This window comes from Paracoccus tegillarcae (assembly GCF_002847305.1).
GTDB lineage: Bacteria > Pseudomonadota > Alphaproteobacteria > Rhodobacterales > Rhodobacteraceae > Paracoccus > Paracoccus tegillarcae.
Window position 1 is genome coordinate 3,211,035 of record NZ_CP025408.1, and the last position, 18,425, is coordinate 3,229,459.

18 protein-coding genes, 1 tRNA gene and 3 pseudogenes are annotated in these 18,425 nt (G+C 61.1%); 5 read left to right on the forward strand and 17 right to left on the reverse strand.

Going from position 1 to position 18,425, the window contains the following annotated elements; all coding sequences use genetic code 11:
• Positions 1-180 precede the first annotated feature (180 nt).
• The 9 genes from CUV01_RS15745 to CUV01_RS15785 form a co-directional block, all read right to left on the reverse strand.
• Positions 181-1,266, reverse strand: coding sequence for a phage portal family protein (locus CUV01_RS15745; protein ID WP_101461303.1), 1,086 nt, complete (start codon positions 1,264-1,266; stop codon positions 181-183).
• The gene (locus CUV01_RS15750; protein WP_101461304.1) at positions 1,266-1,820 is read right to left on the reverse strand and encodes an HK97 family phage prohead protease; all 555 of its coding nucleotides are present in this window, start codon (positions 1,818-1,820) and stop codon (positions 1,266-1,268) included. Before CUV01_RS15750 ends, CUV01_RS15745 begins: the two co-directional genes overlap by 1 nt.
• Positions 1,820-3,055, reverse strand: coding sequence for a phage major capsid protein (locus CUV01_RS15755; protein WP_101461305.1), 1,236 nt, complete (start codon positions 3,053-3,055; stop codon positions 1,820-1,822). The genes CUV01_RS15750 and CUV01_RS15755 overlap by 1 nt, the downstream gene beginning before the upstream one ends.
• 8 nt (positions 3,056-3,063) lie before the next feature.
• Positions 3,064-3,399 (reverse strand): HNH endonuclease, encoded by a 336-nt coding sequence (locus CUV01_RS15760; RefSeq protein WP_101461306.1) that lies wholly within the window; start codon positions 3,397-3,399, stop codon positions 3,064-3,066.
• Positions 3,390-4,847, reverse strand: a complete 1,458-nt coding sequence (locus CUV01_RS15765) for a terminase large subunit domain-containing protein (RefSeq protein ID WP_232962301.1) — start codon at positions 4,845-4,847, stop codon at positions 3,390-3,392. Before CUV01_RS15765 ends, CUV01_RS15760 begins: the two co-directional genes overlap by 10 nt.
• A 182-nt stretch (positions 4,848-5,029) precedes the next feature.
• On the reverse strand, positions 5,030-5,587 hold the full coding sequence (locus tag CUV01_RS15770) for a head-tail connector protein (RefSeq protein ID WP_101461307.1): 558 nt from the start codon (positions 5,585-5,587) through the stop codon (positions 5,030-5,032).
• 495 nt (positions 5,588-6,082) lie between these two features.
• Positions 6,083-7,012 carry a hypothetical protein gene (locus CUV01_RS15775; protein ID WP_232962303.1) on the reverse strand — a complete coding sequence of 310 codons (930 nt, stop codon included), beginning with the start codon at positions 7,010-7,012 and terminating at the stop codon, positions 6,083-6,085.
• Positions 7,009-7,233, reverse strand: coding sequence for a hypothetical protein (locus tag CUV01_RS15780; protein ID WP_101461308.1), 225 nt, complete (start codon positions 7,231-7,233; stop codon positions 7,009-7,011). Before CUV01_RS15780 ends, CUV01_RS15775 begins: the two co-directional genes overlap by 4 nt.
• Positions 7,230-7,604 (reverse strand): hypothetical protein, encoded by a 375-nt coding sequence (locus CUV01_RS15785; protein WP_101461309.1) that lies wholly within the window; start codon positions 7,602-7,604, stop codon positions 7,230-7,232. The genes CUV01_RS15780 and CUV01_RS15785 overlap by 4 nt, the downstream gene beginning before the upstream one ends.
• 262 nt (positions 7,605-7,866) lie before the next feature.
• On the opposite strand from CUV01_RS15785, the gene CUV01_RS15790 reads away from it, so the two are divergent.
• Entirely contained in the window at positions 7,867-8,610 is a 744-nt protein-coding gene (locus CUV01_RS15790; protein ID WP_101461310.1) for a tyrosine-type recombinase/integrase, read from the forward strand.
• Here CUV01_RS15790 and CUV01_RS15795 read toward each other — a convergent pair.
• A pseudogene (locus CUV01_RS15795) lies at positions 8,582-9,181 on the reverse strand (IS3 family transposase); the annotation flags it as partial. The gene CUV01_RS15790 and the pseudogene CUV01_RS15795 sit on opposite strands and share 29 nt — an antisense overlap.
• A 120-nt stretch (positions 9,182-9,301) precedes the next feature.
• Here CUV01_RS15795 and CUV01_RS15800 point away from each other — a divergent pair.
• A pseudogene (locus CUV01_RS15800) lies at positions 9,302-9,673 on the forward strand (transposase); the annotation flags it as partial.
• 283 nt (positions 9,674-9,956) lie between these two features.
• Here the strand turns inward: CUV01_RS15800 and CUV01_RS15805 are convergent.
• Together CUV01_RS15805 and CUV01_RS15810 are read right to left on the reverse strand one after the other, a co-directional pair.
• Positions 9,957-10,367: a DUF6538 domain-containing protein gene (locus CUV01_RS15805; RefSeq protein WP_101461311.1), complete on the reverse strand. Its 411-nt coding sequence runs from the start codon at positions 10,365-10,367 to the stop codon at positions 9,957-9,959.
• 124 nt (positions 10,368-10,491) lie between these two features.
• Positions 10,492-10,565 (reverse strand) — tRNA-Gly (locus tag CUV01_RS15810).
• Positions 10,566-10,746: 181 nt separating this feature from the next.
• On the opposite strand from CUV01_RS15810, the pseudogene CUV01_RS15815 reads away from it, so the two are divergent.
• Positions 10,747-11,007 (forward strand): annotated as a pseudogene (locus CUV01_RS15815) (transposase); the annotation flags it as partial.
• Positions 11,008-11,077: 70 nt separating this feature from the next.
• A protein-coding gene (locus tag CUV01_RS15820) for an IS3 family transposase (RefSeq protein WP_101458713.1) occupies positions 11,078-12,207 on the forward strand; the annotation gives its coding sequence in 2 pieces (ribosomal slippage) (positions 11,078-11,312 and positions 11,312-12,207; 1,131 coding nt in all).
• Between the two features lie 136 nt (positions 12,208-12,343).
• Here the strand turns inward: CUV01_RS15820 and CUV01_RS15825 are convergent.
• From CUV01_RS15825 to CUV01_RS15845, 5 genes are all read right to left on the reverse strand, one after another.
• Positions 12,344-13,036 carry a replication-relaxation family protein gene (locus CUV01_RS15825; protein WP_101461312.1) on the reverse strand — a complete coding sequence of 231 codons (693 nt, stop codon included), beginning with the start codon at positions 13,034-13,036 and terminating at the stop codon, positions 12,344-12,346.
• A complete protein-coding gene (locus CUV01_RS15830; RefSeq protein WP_157994884.1) occupies positions 13,036-14,211 on the reverse strand; it encodes a type IV secretory system conjugative DNA transfer family protein in 1,176 nt (391 codons plus the stop codon). Before CUV01_RS15830 ends, CUV01_RS15825 begins: the two co-directional genes overlap by 1 nt.
• A 66-nt stretch (positions 14,212-14,277) precedes the next feature.
• Positions 14,278-15,105 carry a hypothetical protein gene (locus tag CUV01_RS15835; RefSeq protein WP_101461314.1) on the reverse strand — a complete coding sequence of 276 codons (828 nt, stop codon included), beginning with the start codon at positions 15,103-15,105 and terminating at the stop codon, positions 14,278-14,280.
• Complete coding sequence (locus tag CUV01_RS15840) at positions 15,105-15,464, reverse strand: hypothetical protein (RefSeq protein WP_101461315.1); 360 nt, start codon at positions 15,462-15,464, stop codon at positions 15,105-15,107. Before CUV01_RS15840 ends, CUV01_RS15835 begins: the two co-directional genes overlap by 1 nt.
• A gap of 143 nt (positions 15,465-15,607) precedes the next feature.
• On the reverse strand, positions 15,608-16,108 hold the full coding sequence (locus CUV01_RS15845; protein ID WP_101461316.1) for a hypothetical protein: 501 nt from the start codon (positions 16,106-16,108) through the stop codon (positions 15,608-15,610).
• 227 nt (positions 16,109-16,335) lie between these two features.
• Here CUV01_RS15845 and CUV01_RS15850 point away from each other — a divergent pair, with 227 nt between their 5' ends.
• Positions 16,336-18,423 (forward strand): type VI secretion system Vgr family protein, encoded by a 2,088-nt coding sequence (locus CUV01_RS15850; RefSeq protein WP_101461317.1) that lies wholly within the window; start codon positions 16,336-16,338, stop codon positions 18,421-18,423.
• Positions 18,424-18,425: the final 2 nt, after the last annotated feature.

Consider the following 18,425-nt stretch of genomic DNA (forward strand, 5'->3'; position numbering starts at 1 on the left):
GTCCCCAGACGCGGGGTCCGGCTGGCTGCCCCCGGTTTCACCCGTGACAGCCTGCGCCGCGCCCCCGGAGGTTTCCCAGAGGCCGCGCCGTGACGGGGTTTTCGGCCTACGCAACCGGGCACTCGCCGTCTTATCCCGATGCCTTCGCGGGGAACAGATAACCCGCCGGGTGCATCAGCCCTATTCGTCCGCCCAGTCAATGAAGCTTTCCGCGTCCTTGATCGTCTGCACGTCCAGCCCTGCCGCCTTGGCCTCGGCCAGCGCGCCCAGCATGGTCGCGAAGGCCCGCGCCTTGCCGCCAGCGTCAAACGCCTGCATCGGTCGAACCACCTCGATTTTTACGGCCTGCCCGAATTTCTCTGACGCTTCCTCGGCCATCAGCCCGGCAATGGGTTGCAGGACCAATTGGGCGAGATGGCGCTGTGCCTCTCTGACCAGCGGTCCCTGCGCATTCTGCGCGAACATGGCAGGCAAGATGCCATATACGGCATAGATCGCGCCCTTGGCCTCGGTCAGCATCTTGTCGGCCAGCGTCCTTTCCAGATCGGGCGATAGCTGATCCGGCGATTTCCCAAGGTTCGGGTTCATGCCCGCCGCCGTCGCCTGCGCCACGCCCTCGATCACCAGAGAGGCCCCTCGACGGCCACGGAAGCCGCGCCGCAACTCGGCCATATCCTCGGTGCTGCCCTCGGGGACAGGCACGATCAGGCTGCCCAGGGGCGCGTCCTTGAACACGTCGCGCAGGGCGGTTTCCACCTCATGCAGCAGTTGCGCCGATAGCTGCGCCCGTCGCAGGGGTGCCGTGCCGGTCCAGGGCGTCACGTTGTCGCTGCCGATGCGGAAGTGCAGCACCTCGGCCGCCAGCGCGTTTTCGGAACGCCCGCCGCCCGCCTCGGGAATGCCAAGGCGATAGACGCGGGGGATGCCGTTGCGGGTGGACAAGTCCCAATCGGTCGCCGGAATGAGCCGGTCGCGGATCAGGAATACCGCCTCCCCGCGCAGGGCCAGCGCCCGCGCCGTGATTGCCAGCGTTCGCCGGTCCAGCAGGTCAGTGCCAGTCACATCGGCCAGTGACAGCCCGCTTTCCCAAAGGCTGACGCAGGTCTGCACCGCCGCCGTGACCTCGGCCAGCCCGGATGCGCCGCTGATCCAGTTTTCGCGGGCAGCCATGACCGCCGCCGTATAGCCGGGGGCCACAGCGCGGGTTTCGGAAAGGGGCAAATTTGCACCTTTATTGCGCCGGTTGAACAGATCCATGATGCCCATCAGAGCCTCCACCGATTGAGGGGATGGACAGCGCCCCGATAGGGCTGGCGGTCCTGATGCGTTTCCCATGCCCGCGCCTCGATCTGTGCAGCGGGATAGGCGGGGCGGGTGACTGCCGAGATTTCAAAGAGCGCCGCCCGCGTCACGGTGCGCAACAGCCCGTCGCTGCGCCGCTCGATCCGCTCGCCATCGCTGGCAACCCGGAAGCCGGGGGACAGGCCCCGGATCAGCCCGGACGCATGGGCGGCCAGAAAGTCCCGCGCCCAGCTTGTGCCCGCGTCAATCCGCGCCTCTATCCGCAGCGCGTCGTCGGTATCCCGCAGGGTCAGGTTGCCCGCCGCCCGTGAGGCGAGGGGCTTGTTGAAGTCGTGACCGGCCAGCAGGTGAATATCCTCACCCGCCTCGATCCGGTCGGCAAAGGCCCGTGCGGCGATAACCTCGCGCCGCCCCGGTGCCAGTTCGGTTTCCGCGCCGTAGGGGAACGTCGCAGACAGGCGGGTTTCCCCGCCCTCGCTGCGCAGTTCCAGCGCGCCGATGGACGCCCCCCACAGCATTACGGTGCCCCGACGCCGGTCAGGATGCGAGTTTGCAAGCCTCGCGCCACGGTCACATCCGCCGTCAGCAGGCCGGTCAGTCGCAGGCCACCGTTCTGCGCATCGGTGTAGGGATCGCGGATCATGTCCACGCCGCCCCAGAGGCCAAGGAAGGCCGGGGGAACGCCGCCTGCCGAGGTGGTCAGGATCGCCGTGCCCGCGTCCAACTGATTCGCCAGGGCGATGTTGCCCGCCGGGATATGCTTCACCAGCCGGTCCCATTCGGAGACCGCCGTGCCCGCAATCAGCGTGTCGTCCAGTTCCGCCCAGATGGCCGGTTCAAAGGCCATGTTGACGCCCGATGCGGCGCTGATCGCGTTGGCTTCCATGAAGGCCACGACCTCGGCCCGGAAGGCCGCCCAGCTTGCCGCAGCACCGACCGCTGTGCTGGTGATGCCATAGATCGCCGCACCGGGGACGATGCCCAGAGGCTGTCCAGCAGCGCCGCTGCCCATCAGCACCGCCCGGTCCAGTTCAGCACCGATGGCCGCCGACATGTCGCGCCGCACGGCCTGTTCCAGTCCTTCGCCCGCCTGTTTCAGCGCCTTGCGGGTGATCCGCATGTGCGCCCCAAGGGTGTGATCCGGTGCCAGCGCCCGCTCGGCAGTCTGGAACGGGTTCGGGCCGGGAACGTTCGCGCCCTCGGTCGCCGCCCATCCTGCAATCGCGCCTGCCGTGGCAACCGGCCATTCGACCGATCCTTGCGCGATGTTGATGGTCTGGACGCCCAGCTTGGCCGCCACCGATGCCGGGAACAGCCGGTCGATGATCGGGCGCGTCTGCACCGGGTTCGGCACGTCAGCCGCGACCGTGTTGCGCTGTTCCAGCACGTCCAGCGGAACCGGGATGCCGCGATAGCCGCCCGCGTTGCGCATTTCCTGCACGATCTCGGCAGTCTGCCCCGACAGGGCGCGGCCCTCGTCCAGCGCCAGCACCACCTGCCGCAACTCGAACCGGCCCATCATCTCGGCCCATTCCTGCGAGGAACGGGTTTCCAGATCGGCCCCGCCTTCGCGGCGTTCGGTATCCTCGGCAATCAGCGCCGCGCGATAGCGGGTTTCGTTGCTGCGGTATTCAGCATCCATGTTTTCCATGTTGCGGGTTTCGTCATCGGTCGGCTTGTCCTTGCCCACCAGTTCCGCCAGTGCCTGCCGGATTTCCGACTGGCGACGGGCGATTTTCACAGAGTCCAGCATGATATACCTCACATTGCCGGGTTGGGTTGTGTCGCCAGTTCGGCAACGGCTTTGCCCCAGGCTTGACGCTCGGGGGTGATGATCGGCGCGGGATGCCCGCATTCGATTCTTGTTTTTCTGGTGTGACAGGAAGAACAGCGGGTTGCGCAATTCGTCGGGTCGAAGGCCAGTTCCGGGTTCGTCCGCACCGGCTTCACATGGTCAATTTCCAGCCGCCCGCGCGCCGTGCCGCAATCGACACAGGCCCATCCGTCCCGTTCCAGCACCGCCTGCCGCAGCACCTGCCAGCGCCGGGTTGAGGTGACGCGTCGGGAATGGCGCTGATATTCTCGCATCAGGCCCATGCCAGCCTCGCTTTCCGCGTCGGTGCCGCTTTCATGCGCTGCCCCTGCGCCACGGCCAGCAGAGCGGCCGCCGCCGCGTCGATCCGGCCAAGGGACCGGGCTTTCGCCAGCTTGGCGTTGTTCGCCGGGTCCAGCAGGACGATGGCGTCAGAGAAGGCAGAGCGCAGCAGCAGGGACGGGGCCACCTTCACCTCGCCGTCGAACAGCGCGCGCCGGAACCGCTCAATATCCTCGGAGCCATCTTTCCAGCCGAAGCCCCGCCACAGGAACGGGACACGGGCCAGCCCGGCCTTTTCCATCGCCTCGATAAATTCGGCGTGGCGGAAGCGGTCTCCCACGATGCAAGCGGGCTGAATGCCGTCCAACTGCCGCACGATCTCGGCCAGCCACGGACCGGGCGGCACGGTCGCATCGCCCATCACGGTCATCTCGCCGCGTTCCTGCATCTCGACATAGCGCCCAGAGACGCCATCAGCCGCGCCACGGTCAGCCAGCGAGGGATTGCCGGGGAAGGTGCCCAGAGCCTCAAGGCGGCCAGTCTCGGGCCAGTAGAAGGCCGCTGCCGACATGGACCGACTGCCGCCCAGGTCAACGCCCAGGATGCAAGGCCCGTCGCGCGGGGGAAGCTGATCCGGGTCAACCTCAGCCGACAGCCATTCATCGACCGTGACCAACACGCTGCGATCCTCGGTCGAGACACGTTCGTTCCGGTTCAGGTTGCGGAAGCTGGACAGGGCAGAACCGCCCCGCGCAATCGCCCGCTTGGCCTGCGCGACCAGCCATTCCGGGGTGGAGCCGATGCCCTCGGTCGCGCCGGGATTGGCTGCCAGCAGGCTTTCCAGATCGTCGGCAGGCAGCCCGAAGGACGGGCGATGTTCCTGCACATAGGTTCCGGGCGGGGGTTCATCCAGCCAGCGGGAAAAGGTGTTCGCATCGTCGGGGGCCGAGGTGCTGATAATCAGCGCCCGCCCGTCGCGCTTGCCGAGGCCCGAGAGGATGGCATTTTCGAGATTGTCGCCTTTCTCGCGTTCCCACGCCGCCCGTTCGTCCATCAGGGCCAGCGTCGGAGCGCCGCCCAGGATCGATTTGCCGTCAGCCGCGATACAGCGGGCCAGCCCGCCGCCATTGCCCGAGTATTCGACTTCCAGCTTGGAGCCGCGACGGATCAGGAATTGTTCCTGTTCATCCTCGGGCAGCCCCTCGATGAAGCCGACCAGGAATTGAAACGCCGTCTTGGCCTGATCGCGGTTCCGGGCAGCGAACAGGATTTCGCGTTTCGGCTGATCGTCCCACACGCCCTTGAGCGCGCCCAGGGCCAGCCCGGCAGACAGCGCCGTCTTGGCATTGCCTCGACCGATAGACAGGCAGGCCACCATCACGCCATCGCCCAGAGCGCCGCGAACGAACCGCTTCTGAAACTCGGCCAGCGTGAGTGGCTGCCCGGCCATTTTTCCCTCTGGAATTTTCAGGGTTTCCAGAAACTCAATCGCCAGATCGGCAGGATTCGGGTTCGGAAGAGAGAGCGGAACACTCAGCCGCCGGTCCCCAGCCCCAGAGGCTTTCCGGGCATTGGGACCAGATCCAGCCTGCCCCTTCGCCCTCTTGCGTGTCGCCGTCACCACCACCTTCGTCATGCCACGGCCACCTTGCGATGACGGGCAGCGATGCGAGCCGCTGCAATGGACAGCCCTTGCTTGTGTTCGGTCAGAGCCCGGGCATCGTAGAGGTGTGCAGCGTGATCGCTGATCGCCAGTTGCAGGTCGCTGGGGATGCTGGCCTGATCCATGCCATAGCCTGCCGGATAGTTGATGCGCAGATATTGGCCGTGCCCCGATGCAGTCAGTGACAGGACGGGATAGCGCCCGCCCTCGATCCACCAGCCTGCCGGGTGCGGGGTCACGTTGCCCGCCTCATCGATCAGTTCGACAGTGAGGGGATGCTCAGTCAGGGCCTCGGTCCAGAACGGGCCAATGGGCAGGGGGATGCGGCAGCACCAGTCGCCCAGCGTGACAGTGATCCGTTGCGCCAGCAGGGCCAGCCCGCAATGCGCCTCGATCTCCTGCGCCGCTGTGTTGCCAAGCTGCGAGACTTCCCAATCCGCATAGTCGCCATCAATGCGCCCGCGTTCCTTCACGTCTGCCAGGACGTAAGGTGCCGCCGTGCTGATCGGGGTGCGGGTGATGTTCATGCTCTTGCCTGTTCCTGTTATCTTATAACGTATCTCAGTTGAGAATCATTCGCAACTAGTGAGTGGAGTTGAGCCGGCCCCCGCTACTGTCCCCCCGACATGCAGGGGACAGACCTTCGCGGCGCTGCGGCCATGACCTGTATCCACGCGATGCCCGGTATCGAGGGCCAGCCGCTGTCCCGCAGGCTTTGATCCTGCCCCGGCTCGGCCTCACGCATCGTTCTGCGTATCTCGGCTTTGCCAGTCCCCGGTCGTCTTTCCGCGCCTCAATGACTCGGTATCCCGCCGGTGGGTTCTGTGTCGCGTTTCTGGCAGGGCCTAGAAGGTGCCGGTTTCCTGCCGGGGTGGGGAAGTCCCCAGGTCTGTTTTCCCCGCTGATTTCGCTCGGCGGTCAGAAGCTAGGGCGGATGGTGGAATATGCCCGGCTCATGGTCCGGTCTGCTTCGGTGAATGGACGCCCCTGCACCACGCCCACGATGCAGGGGCGCGGCGGTGCTATGTCGGGCCGGTCAGAAGCAAGCGCGTGACTTCCTCGCGTTCGCGTTCTTCGCTGGCTTCGTCCATTCCGTATTGGACGAAATCGAAGTGGCGCTCGATTGCCTCGCGCAGAATGTCGGCAATGACGTTCGGGGGCAGGGCTTCAAGCTGGCATGTGCCGCCAGTCCAGCCCTTTGACCGGCTGTCTGTTGCCTTCGCTGGCGCTGTCGGAAGATCGTAATGGCGGACCTGATCTTCGGTCAGCGCCACACGCTCGAAGTCAACGGTGATGGTGCCCCAAGGCCGGTCGGCCTCCACGAATGCGGCCACGTCCTCGGCCACGCTCTCGAAGATCGACTCGCCGCTAGGGTCATAATCGCCCAGGTGCAGGATGATGGTTGGCTTCCCGATCCGGCAGATGCGATCCGCCAAATCCTTCTTTGCCGTGAGACTGTCGAAGCCGCCCGACGAATAGACCTGCACGGAATACGGGCTTGCTGTCTCGTGCAGCTGCGGCAGCATCCCCGCCGCCTCGCACCACACCTCGATGTGGTATTCCTGCCCGGCCAACTTGTCGCGCTTGTAGTTCTTGCTGATGTAGCGCAGGTGGGCAAGGAATGCGTCCTTGTCGTCCCAGTGCAGATTGTAGCGCGTCGTCACGCCATCGTCGCGGATCGCCTTGAAAGGGATCAGGCGGGCGCGCCGTGCATTGGCGAGGTGGTGGCAAAGGCGACTATAAGCCGCCTCCGTCTTGTCATAACCGTGTGCCCCGACCATGCGATAGAAGATCTGGCGACAGGTCAGCGGCCAATACTGGCGGTACTCGTCCAGCACCGCTTGCGCCTGTTCCAGCAGTTCGCGGGTCTTGGCCTGTGGGTTGTAGTTCTCGATGTAGCCGCGGGCGCGGCCAGTTTTACGGCTTGCCGTAGAAAGATGATGTTCGCTCATTCGATCACCTCGAAGTCGCCTTCGCCGGTGTCGCGATAGAGTTCGTTCACCATGCTGTTCATCAGCGCGTGTTGCTTCGGGCTTGGGGTCCAGTTCCGCCGCCGGGATTGGCTGGCGATGGACCGGGCGAAGCCCTTGGCCCATTCATTCGTCGCCATCCGGCAGACGGTCGGCCATGACCACAGCAGTTCGTCCACGGGGCGCAGGGTGCTGCTATTCATGCCGCCGCCCTCCGGTCCAGATGCCCGAGGAACGCCGCCTGATCCGGCCCGCTCATCGCCTCATAGCTGGCGAGGCAGAACGCCTTGAGTTCCGCCCGGGTGGCCCATGCGGCCCAGTCGCGCGCCTCGGTCATGATCGCGTTGAAGATCGGCATCGGCTGTCCGGGGCGCAGAGCCTCGATAAGCAGTTCCAGCAGGAACAGGCGGTCGCGGGGGTCGCAGGCCGCGACGGCGGCGCACAACGGCCTTGCCGCCGTCTCTCGCCGCGTGTTATTGTCGATCCAATCGAACCACGATTGCAGATCAGCCCCGATTGCGCCCGCCAGCGCGTCGGGGTTTTCTTTTGCCAGCCCGGAACCGGGGTTGGACAAACGCGGATTTTCCGCAACGATTTCAACGGTGCACTCGGGGCAGGTTGGACAACCCAACCCCTTTGAATCGCAAGGATTCTTGCACAACCCTACGGGCTGCCACCTCCTCCTCGAAATGTGTTCCAGTCGATTTCGCAGGCGAGGAAATCGTTTGAAATCAATCTCCGCAAAACCCATGCGTCTCCATGAGTGTCTATGCATCTCAGAGATGGTGGTATCAAATGCTGGTATCGGATTCGTCCGCGATACCAACAGGTGAATCATGGCTCTGGTCGACACAGCACTCAGGGGGCTGAAACCCCAACAAAAACCCAAGAAATACAGCGACGGCGGCGGGCTGCACCTCTTGGTGAACCCCAATGGATCGAAGCTGTGGCGCTTGGCTTATCGCTTCGAAGGCAAGCAGAAGACGCTGGCATTCGGGTCCTACCCCAAGGTTTCGTTGGCCGATGCCCGCGCGCTGCGGGAACGGGCCAAGAAGGCGCTGTCTGATGGTATCGACCCGGCGCGCAATACCCACAGTGCGACCACCGACCACGACACGTTTGAAGCCATAGGGCGCGAATGGTTGCGGGCGCAGGAACCGACATGGGCACCCAAGTATGCCCCGCAGGTGTTCCGCCACTTTGACCGCGACGTGTTCCCGGCGCTGGGCAGCCGTCCGGTAACCGAGATTGAACCAACCGAAGTTTTGAAGGTGTTGCGGGCGGTAGAGGCACGGGGGGCGCAGGACATCGCCAAGCGCCTGCGCCAGAAGATCAGCGCCATCTTCCGCTATGCCATCGCCAGCGACCGGGCCAAGCACGATCCTGCCGCCAATCTGAAAGGCGCATTGAAGCCCCCGCCCAAGACCCGCCACATGGCTGCACTCAAGGCCGGTGACATGCCCGAATTCATGCAGCGGCTGCGTGCCTTCGACGGGGTTGAGACGACAGCCTTGGCAATGGAACTGGTCATCCTGACCTGCCACTGCACTTTCATCCAGCCGCGACCGGAGCCCGGTTAGTGTTTACGCCGATTGGCGCAGGTTGAGCAATCGCCTGACGCGCGGAGCTTTCATCTCGCGCAGCGGGTCGGGCGATTGCGGTGGTCAGGGCCCGTGCGTAGTCAGCCGGGGTCTGGTAGTCCAAGGCCGAATGCGGACGCTCGGTGTTGTAGTCGGCAGCCCAAGCGGCGATCTCGACGCGCGCATGAGCGAGGTTACGGAACATGGTCTCGTTGAGCAACTCATCGCGCATCCGGCCGTTGAAACTCTCTACGAAACCGTTCTGCATCGGCTTGCCTGGCGCGATGTAGTGCCATTCGATCCGATGCTCGGAACACCACCGCAGGATGGCTTTGGAGGTCAGTTCCGTGCCGTTGTCGCTGACAATCATTCCGGGTTTGCCACGACGTTCGATCAGGGCCGTCAGTTCACGTGCCACGCGGTGCCCCGATATCGAGGTGTCCGGTATTGCTGCGAGACATTCACGAGTGACGTCGTCGACCACGTTGAGAACCCGGAAGCGCTGGCCATTGGCGAACTGGTCATGGACAAAATCCAGCGACCATCGCGCATTTGGGCGAGCCTCGACTAGCCCGGATTATTCACCAGGCTCGTGCATTCTGATGGCAGCAGTGGCGTAACTCTCTGATTTGGTGTAGAGAAAAGCTGTTCACACTCACCTGAATACCGGACAGAAAATGCCACTGCTGCCATGACCGATCCTGCCTCAGTTCAACTCTCATTTCCAGCCATCGCGGGCAAAAAAGTTACCGCCGCTTTTGACGGTGGCGCGATCACGTCGGATGCCGGTGTCCTTTTGCTGGCTCAGGCCGAACGACGCCTGGGGCTCGCGGATCGGTTGGCGGCCCGCATGCCTGACCGGCGCGATCCGACGCGCATCCTGCACTGCCTGAGCGATATTCTGCGGGCCCGGATTTTGGCAATTGCAAGCGGCTATGAGGATGCCGATGACCTTGACGCTCTGCGACACGATCCCGTTTTTATGATGGCACTCGGAAAAGCCCCCGGTGAAGCGGTGGGTCTTGCCAGTCAGCCGACGATGTCGAGATGGGAAAACATGCCTGATCGGGGCGCTGAACAGGGCTCTCAAACCGGCACCACCATAATCAAACCCGCGCCGACCGCCCCGCAGAACCCGTAAAACCAACCCAAAAACCCTCAGGAAAGCGCCACCACCGGCGAAGCGAAGCCCCGTGGCCAACAGGCTGACAGGAACAAACATCGCGTCAGGCAGAAACAGAAAATCCATCCCGATGAATAATCCGGGCTAGGATTGGCGCCCGTGTCCCGACGGCCTTGCGGCGAGTCTTCTGAGCTACTCCCCGAAATTCGGACACTGACATAAGCTAGGATTTGCCGTCTGCTGAGGGTAGCTCTACGCCGCCCAGAAGCGCCATGCCCTCCGTCAGCGGGGCCAGACTACCATCCGGCCGCACAAGTGCCTCAAGCCGCGTCAGGATGTCGTCAAGGCTTGCGTTGGCCGCAAGATCGGCGGCGGGCCGATACCGGAACCCCCGCGCGGCAGCCAGTTTCTTGATCGCATCGAAGGCCGCTGCGGCGTCGTCGTTTTCGCCTGCAGCCAGAGCCTCCCAATAGACCAGAAATTCGGCCCGGATGGCAGGCTCCTTCGCGCGGGCCGCGCGCTCGGAATCGGTGAAAAGCGCCCGGCGCACCTGCGCTCGCGGATCGACATGCGCAAACCGGCGTGGCACCCGCATGACGAAATAGAAGTGATTGCGATGCCGTGTAATGCCCATCGAACAGCCCCGATGTCGATGCAAATGTTGATGCATCCCTCTAGGCTGAGGCGGGTAAATTTTCCATTAATCGCAGAAAATCACAGCAATTGCTGGCGTTTCTTAGTGCTCTACATGAGGCTCATGGAGCGGGTGAAGGGAATCGAACCCTCGTCACTTGCTTGGGAAGCAAAAGCTCTACCATTGAGCTACACCCGCCACGCCGTTTTCTTAGTATTCCTCGGTGTTCGCATCAAGTGCTTGTTTGTTAGGTTCAGCCAACTCTAACCGACTTTTTTTCGATCAACATTCGGTCCCGGGCCACCACGGCGAGTACTGACCTGCCACGGGATTTTTGCTCCACCGTTGATTAGAGTCCGGCCCAACTTGAGGACGGACAATGAAGCGAACGAGATTCACGGACGAACAGATCATCGGCATCCTGACGGAGCACGAGGCGGGTGCGAAGTGCGCGGACCTGTGCCGCAAGCACGGCATGTCCGAAGGCACCTTCTATAACTGGAAGGCCAAGTTCGGCGGCATGACGGTGTCGGAGGCCAAGCGGCTTAAGGCGCTCGAGGATGAGAACGCGAAGCTGAAGAAGCTGCTGGCCGAGCAAATGCTCGATCTTTCCGCGATGAAGGAACTGGTTTCAAAAAAGTGGTGACTGGACCTGTCGCGGTTTGGTGCCGCTCCTTTGACCACGTAATGTGCAGCAAAGGAGATGAACCATGGGCACAGTCAGGACGGATGAATTTCGCAAGGATGCAGTGCGGATTGCGCTGACCAGCGGGCTTTCGCGGCGTCAAGTTGCGGATGATCTTGGGGTCGGCTTGTCGACCCTCAATAAGTGGGTGAACGCACACCGGGACACGGACGTAGTCTCAGCCGAGGATCGCGAGTTGGCGCGTGAGAACGAACGGCTTCGGCGCGAGAACCGTATCCTCAAGGAGGAGAGGGACATCCTAAAAAAAGCCACCCAGTTCTTCGCGGGCCAAAAGCCGTGAGGTTCAGGTTCATCGAAGAACAGCGCGGGGCCTTCCCGATCGACCGGCTTTGCCAGGTGATGAATGTCAGCCCGCGTGGATTACGGGCCTTCCGCAGCCTCCCAGCCAGCCACAGGCAGCGCATGGACATGGTCGTTCTGGCGCATATCAAGGAACAGTCGCGTCTGAGCTTGGGCAGCTATGGTCGGCCGAGGATGACAGAGGAGCTGAAAGAGGTTGGTGTCGATGTCGGGCATCGACGCGTCGGTCGCCTGATGCGCGAAAACAGGATCATCGTTGAAAGAACGCGTAAGTTCAAAGCCACGACCGACAGCGCCCATACGTTCAACATCGCCCCGAACCTGCTGGATCGCGACTTTAGTGCAGCCGGGCCCAACCAGAAATGGGCGGGCGACATCAGCTACATCTGGACCCGCGAGGGCTGGCTATATCTGGCAGTCATCCTGGACCTGCACTCCCGCCGCGTGATCGGCTGGGCTGTCAGCAACCGGATGAAGCGCGATCTGGCGATCCGGGCCTTGAAGATGGCGATTGCCTTCAGGTCGCCACCCAAAGGCTGCATCTTCCACAGCGACAGGGGCAGCCAATACTGTTCGCATGACTACCAGAAGATCCTGCGCCAGCATGGCTTCAAAGTCTCGATGAGCGGCAAAGGTAATTGTTATGACAATGCGGCCGTCGAGACATTCTTCAAAACCATCAAGGCCGAGCTGATCTGGCGGCGGTCATGGGTAACCCGGCGGCACGCTGAGATGGCGATCTTCGAATACATCAATGGGTTCTACAATCCGCGTCGACGGCACTCAGCACTGGGCTGGAAAAGCCCGGTCGCTTTTGAACGGAAGGTGGCTTAAACGAGCACTCGGAGCGGCACAAATACGTGACAGGTCCATTCCAAATCAACACTCTCACCAAACAACGCACTAACCGCTCCGCTCTGCTGTCAACCACCGCCGTCAGCACCCTGTCGGCCAGTCGCGGTGTTCGCTCCTACAATAGCCGCCAAAACCGCTCTTCATCACTTTTCCCGGTAAACACCCAAAGCAACAGAAGTGGCGCGGTCAGGCCATAGTGCCGGGCGGGCAAGTTGTGCCGGATCGCCGCGTCATAGAGCGCCAGACTGCGCGCCCAGCTTTTCCGCTTGGTCGGCGATGTCTTGGGTTCTGTGCCGCGATCCACCTCCAAGACGAAGACGCGGAAGCTGCCGCCGTAATCGAGCGCAAAGAGCTGGTCTGGGATCAGCTTGGTGCCGTCGATGGGGATGGCGAGTGGGGCCTTGGTGCGGTTCAGGATGTCATGGGCTGGAATGTACGTCACTCCAGCGCGGGCCGCTGCGATATCGATGGCGCTTGTCACCGCTGATACGGTAAAGCCGTGCCACCAATGGCCGGTAGGGCGGATGGTGTTTGTCTCAAAGCCATGATCACGCAAATGATCCAAGCCCGGCTTGGCGATGTCATGGATCAAGGGATTGAACTCAGCGCGGATGGTATGGCGCTGCTGAGGCGGTAGGGTGAGATAGCCCGCATCCCGCAGTTTCAGCAGTTGGCGCCGTGTTGTGTCCATGGAGCGATGCGTCTCAGCGGTCAGGGCATGGAGATAGACCGAGGATTGCGGACCGTGGCGGTTGATATGGCCGAGCCAGCTTCGGGCGCGGTCGGTGGGGTAATAGTCGCGCTGCATCAGAGTGTCGGTGACGGGGCGAAGGGATCGGGCGGGGGATCGTCAGGGTCGTCATTGTCATCGGCCTCTAGTGCATCAGCTGGGGAGGCCTCTTGCCATGCCTCGGCATAGTGCGCCCGGCTGTGGTTACGGATGGCGTCCCGTTCGTCTCTGCTGGCGCGCGCCATGCCCTCTAGCTGGAAGAAGGGGATGCGCATCGAAACGGCTGACTGGGTGAAGCCGCGAATACAGGTGGCAAAGCTGCCTTTGGGCTGGCGTTCGATACTGTCTGGCGTTGTGCCCATCTGCGACGACAGCGCGCGGGCATCGCGGGTCGAGACCCCGCCCGCCAGCTTGATGGCGGTATTGGCCTCCAAGGCCTCCATCAGCCCGCCGGACAGCTGCCCCAGATATTGATGCGCCAGCACCATGCCGACCTTGTACTTCCGAGCCTGAGACAAGATCACGCCGATATTCTGATCAAAATAATCCTGCGCCTCGTCAATATAGACGATGGCGGGCAGGCGTTCATCGGCGGGGATGGTGGCGCGTTCCTGTGCGGCCTGTGCCAAGAGCGCGATAAAGAACCGCCCGAACACTTCCGTGCCTTGCTCTTTCAAGAGCGACTTGGCGGTGTTGATCAGGATCAGCTTGCCCGATTGCAATTCGCTGAACATGTCGAACTTTGAGCTGGGATGCGAGAACATCCGTTCAAAGGTCTGGTTTTCCAGAATGCTGTATAACCTGCGCAACACCTGCGTCTTGGTGGCGGCAAATTCCTTGCTGTTGAACTCTGTCTCAAAGAAACGGCGTGGGGTACCGGACAGCGCGGCAATCTCTTTCTGGTATGTGGCCGCACCGCCCGGCTCCAGCAGGTCGCGCAGCGTATGGATGGTGGCGTCAGGGATATGGAACATCAGGCGTGTGATATAGCGGAACACCACCGATTGCTTGGCCGTCATGCCGGAAGACAAAAGCGATCCCAGCACGAAGTCATAGAGCTCGATAAAGGAATTGGTCAGCCGTTCGCGTTCCAGCGCATCATAGCCGGACAGCCGCTCCTGCCCGACCGCAAAGAGGTTGAGGCAGACAGGGAAGGCGATATCCTCAGGATCAATCAGCACGATCCGTTCGGGTGGCAGATGTCTGGCCGCCAGAATGGTGCTGATCAGATCGCCCTGACTGTCGATCACCACCACGGATTTCTCACCCGCTGCGATATCCGGCAGATCATGTGCGATGAAGTATTGCAGGGTCTGGGTTTAGCCATGGCCGCTGCCTGCGACAATGTGGGTATGTTCAAAGCGGCGCGCCTCCGGGATGGCAAAGGGCGCCTTGAGCTGAAAGAGCGGCAAGAGCGGCGTCCCGGTCAAATAGACAGCGGGTGCATCATCACCTTTATATTGCTGCGGCAGGACCGGGTTGCTGCGGTTCGTGGCCGCGAGGTTCGCTTCCAGTCGCACCCGCAAGGCGCGGAACTGCGGATCATCCCGTTCCCGGAAGAACGGCGCGATGATCGCCTGCACCGCCGCACCCGCTGGCAACAGAAACTGCGATATGTCGATCAGCGTATCTCTTTCGATCTGCGGCACCGCCTTCGCGATCACGGCGAGACTTTCCGAGATCGTATCCAGTACAGATTGCGACAGTTCACGATCATGGCGCGCTCGCCCAAGCCGTGACAGCCGGTCTCGATAGCGCGCACCTTCAACGCTGTTGAGGCTGGCCGGGGGTGAGGGAATGTCCGGGGCGAGGCCTTCGGCAGCGAAGAGTTCGCGCCCGATGGCCAAGAGATCGCTGCGCAATGGTTCGGGCGTTCTCTTGGGCCAGTGAGAAGATAGCGCTGCGTCGATATCCTCTGGTGACAGCACCACCGGACCTGACAGTGCATGTTGATAGAGCGCTTTGGTTTCTTGTCGCGCCAAGCGTTCCCGCCGCGCCGGGCTATCCCGATACAAACGGAACGAGACATAACCGACCACCCCCACAAACAGAAACGGCAGGGCAAGGAAGGACAGCGCCAGACAGACGGCCAGAAAGATCAGCCCGGCACTGGTATCTATCAGCTCTTCAACAAACCCCTTGGCCATCAGAGTTCCGTCACGCTGCGACTGCCCGTGTCGGTATTGAGGCCGATCCAACCCTTGAGGTCGGAAAGCGCGGCCAGCAGTTCCAGCTCATAGAGCTTGGCGCTGGCCGGGTTCGAAAGCAGGAAGCGGTCGGTCTGACCATCCATGATATCGCGAACCAAAAGCACAAACTTCTCATCCCGGTCATCGACCCTGGCCGTGGCGGGACGACGATCCAAAAGCTTGGTCTTCTGCAAATTCCGTTCCCGGATGACATGCTGTTCTTCATGGCTCAGATGAATGGTGCAGCAAACGGCGTGATAAGTGGTCTTGAGAATAAGCCCCCGGCGTATCGTCTCATGCTCAACGACAATACGCATCTGCTATGAGGGTGGTGCGGGAGGGTTCATCCGTCGAAAGACGGGTGAAGTCACGGCAGGTGGAGGGGCAGAATTGTTCCGCCCTGAACCGCTATGGAGGCTGTTGCAGACACCAGCCGGATACACTGTCGGGTGGTGTATCATCAGCGCGACCAAACGGGTTGCTCATCGACGTGTTTCTTGGCCGCTTCAAGGGTGGGGAATGTCTTATCTTTGGCCAGATAAGTGCCATCAGTATTGGCAGCGATTACGGTGCTGTAATAAGTGACAGAACCGTTTTGGTGTTGGGATGGTGCCGACGACGAAGGGGAGGCCGCTTGTGTTGTGGTGGGCTCGGACACGGCGCCATGATGCACCTGCTTGGCAAACGCCAACTGATCGCGGGCGACCTGCAGCGACTGTTGGCCAAACTCGGCGCTATCGACCGACGCCCGACCGATTTGCACCATGACCAGCGCCAGAAAGCCAAACAGACAGATGCCAATGCCGGGGATCGCAGCAGAGATCATTGCAGGAAAGGAGCTATTGAACTGGCTCAGAAACGCAATTGCCATGATAAAGATCAGCGCGCCGCCGATAATGGTGCACCATGCAATAAAGGTAAGGAAGGAAAAAAGAGAACGGGCGGCGGCGTATGATTGCATGACTAAATCCAGTTGGTTAACCTGATCGTATGGTTATTGGCGGTTATCAATGAGTCAATAAAAATCTAGACTGACCGGTGTTCTTCTTCGGGAGAGAAATGATATTTCATTTGGTTTCAGATATTTATCATGAGATCGGACCGGAGATATGATGCTGTCACGTCAGGCTGTCTTCGCGCGATCAGATAGGTTATAGCGATTCGCGTAGTGATTGTGGAAATTGACCAATGAACGCCCCCTTTAGCCAAACCGAGCGCCTTGGCCGTTTGACCACCAGCCTTGGTGCCGACGTTCTGTCGCTCTTGCGTTTCGATGGCGCGGATCATCTGAATGACCTTTTCGAATATCGCGTTGAGGCGTTGGCCATCCGCGATGATCTTGATTTTGATGCGTTAATCGGCACCCATGCCACCGTTGAGATCGAGGCGCATGACCAGATGCGGCCCTTTGATGGCATCGTCACCAGCGCGCGTTGGGCCGGTGTGGGCGAGAACGGGCATCGCTATGATCTGACCCTGCGCCCGTGGTTCTGGCTGGCCGGGCGGCGCAGGAATCAGCGGATATTCCACAGTAAAACCGTTGTGCAAATTTTGAATGAATTGCTGGGCGAATATGCAGGCCTTGGTGATCCGGCTTTGCGGGTCAAATTAACCCGCGATTATCCTTTGCTGGAATATACTGTTCAATATCGCGAATCCGATCTGGATTTCGCCCGCAGGCAAATGGAGCGCCATGGCATAAGTTTTCATTTTACCCATGAATTGGGCAGCCATACCCTTGTTCTGACCGATGATGCGCTAAGCCATGACAGCGTCGGCGACCGGCCGTTCAAGCGCTATGACGGGCATCACCACTATGAGCAGGAACATTTCTGGGACTGGGCGCCGGAACGCAACCTGACCACCGGTGCCATCCGGCTGACGGATTACAACTTCAAGACGCCCACGGCGTCGATGGAGGCTGACCGCACCGGCGATGCTGCCCATGAACAGGGCCAGATCGAAAGCTATGACTATCCGGGCGACTATCCGGCGCAGGGCGTGGGCAAGCTGGTGGCAGGCCTGCGGGCCGAACAGGAACGCGGCGCGGATCGCCGCAATCGGGCGGTGGGCGATTGCGTGTCGCTGTCGGCGGGCAAGCGGCTGACGCTGGCGGGCGATCAGGTGCCGGGGCTGGGCGAGACCTATCTGTGCCTCAGCGCCTCGCATCACTTCGTTAGCGAGGCCTATGGTTCAGGCAGCACGGGCAGCGACGGTTATGCCTTCACCGGCAGCTACACCCTGATGCCCGACACCGCGCCAATGGTGCCGCCACGCAGAACGCCCGTGGCTGTGGTCCAAGGCCCGCAGACCGCGATGGTCGTCGGCGAGGGCGAGATCGACTGCGACGAATATGGGCGCATTCTGGTGCGGTTCCATTGGGATTTGGCGGGCGCGTTCTCGATGCGCTGCCGGGTATCGCAGAACTGGGCGGGGCAAGGCTGGGGGGGCATGGTCATCCCCCGCATTGGCATGGAGGTCGTGGTCGAATTTCTTGAGGGTGATCCCGATAAGCCGCTGGTCACCGGGAATGTGTTCAATGGCAAGAATGATGCGCCGTATGAACTGCCCAAGCATAAGACGCGGAGTACGTTCAGAACAAACAGCCACAACGGGAAACGCACGGCGCGCGGGTTCAACGAGCTGCGGTTCGAGGATCAGGAGGGCGAAGAGGAAATTAGGGTTTATGCCGAGAAAGATTTCAACACCATTGTTGGAAACGACGAAGCAAAAATTGTTATGAGGAACTACAGTGAACTGGTCAGAGATAATAGACTGGAGGAAACTGTTGGTGATTCATATCATTCCGTCGCCGGAACTTTAACTTTCGCTGTTGGAAACAGCGGTTTTTTTGCAACCAGCGCTATGGGTTTGGGTATGCAGCAAAACAAAGTGTCTGCTGCCGGAGAAAGCTTGCAAAAGCTCGATAAGCTGGGACAGCGAGATGGTAGCTTTGTGCTTAGTTGTGATGGAGATAAATCAGAAACTGTTCAGGGGAATAGCATTGAGATTGTGGGTCGTCAGAAAATATCCACGATAGACGGCATGCAGCGACAAGAAATAACCGGAAACTTAGACCTTACAGTTGGGAGCTCAATGCATAGCCTTATACGCGGGCGGAAAAACGTTGTTGTGGACAAAAAGTATACGTTAACATGCGGGGCGTCCTCCATCACTCTCGAGCCAAATGGAAAAATCACGCTGAACGGTATAGATATCGAAATAAATGGTGAAAGTTCTGTTCGGGTGAATGGCGGTCGTATCGATCTGAATTAGGA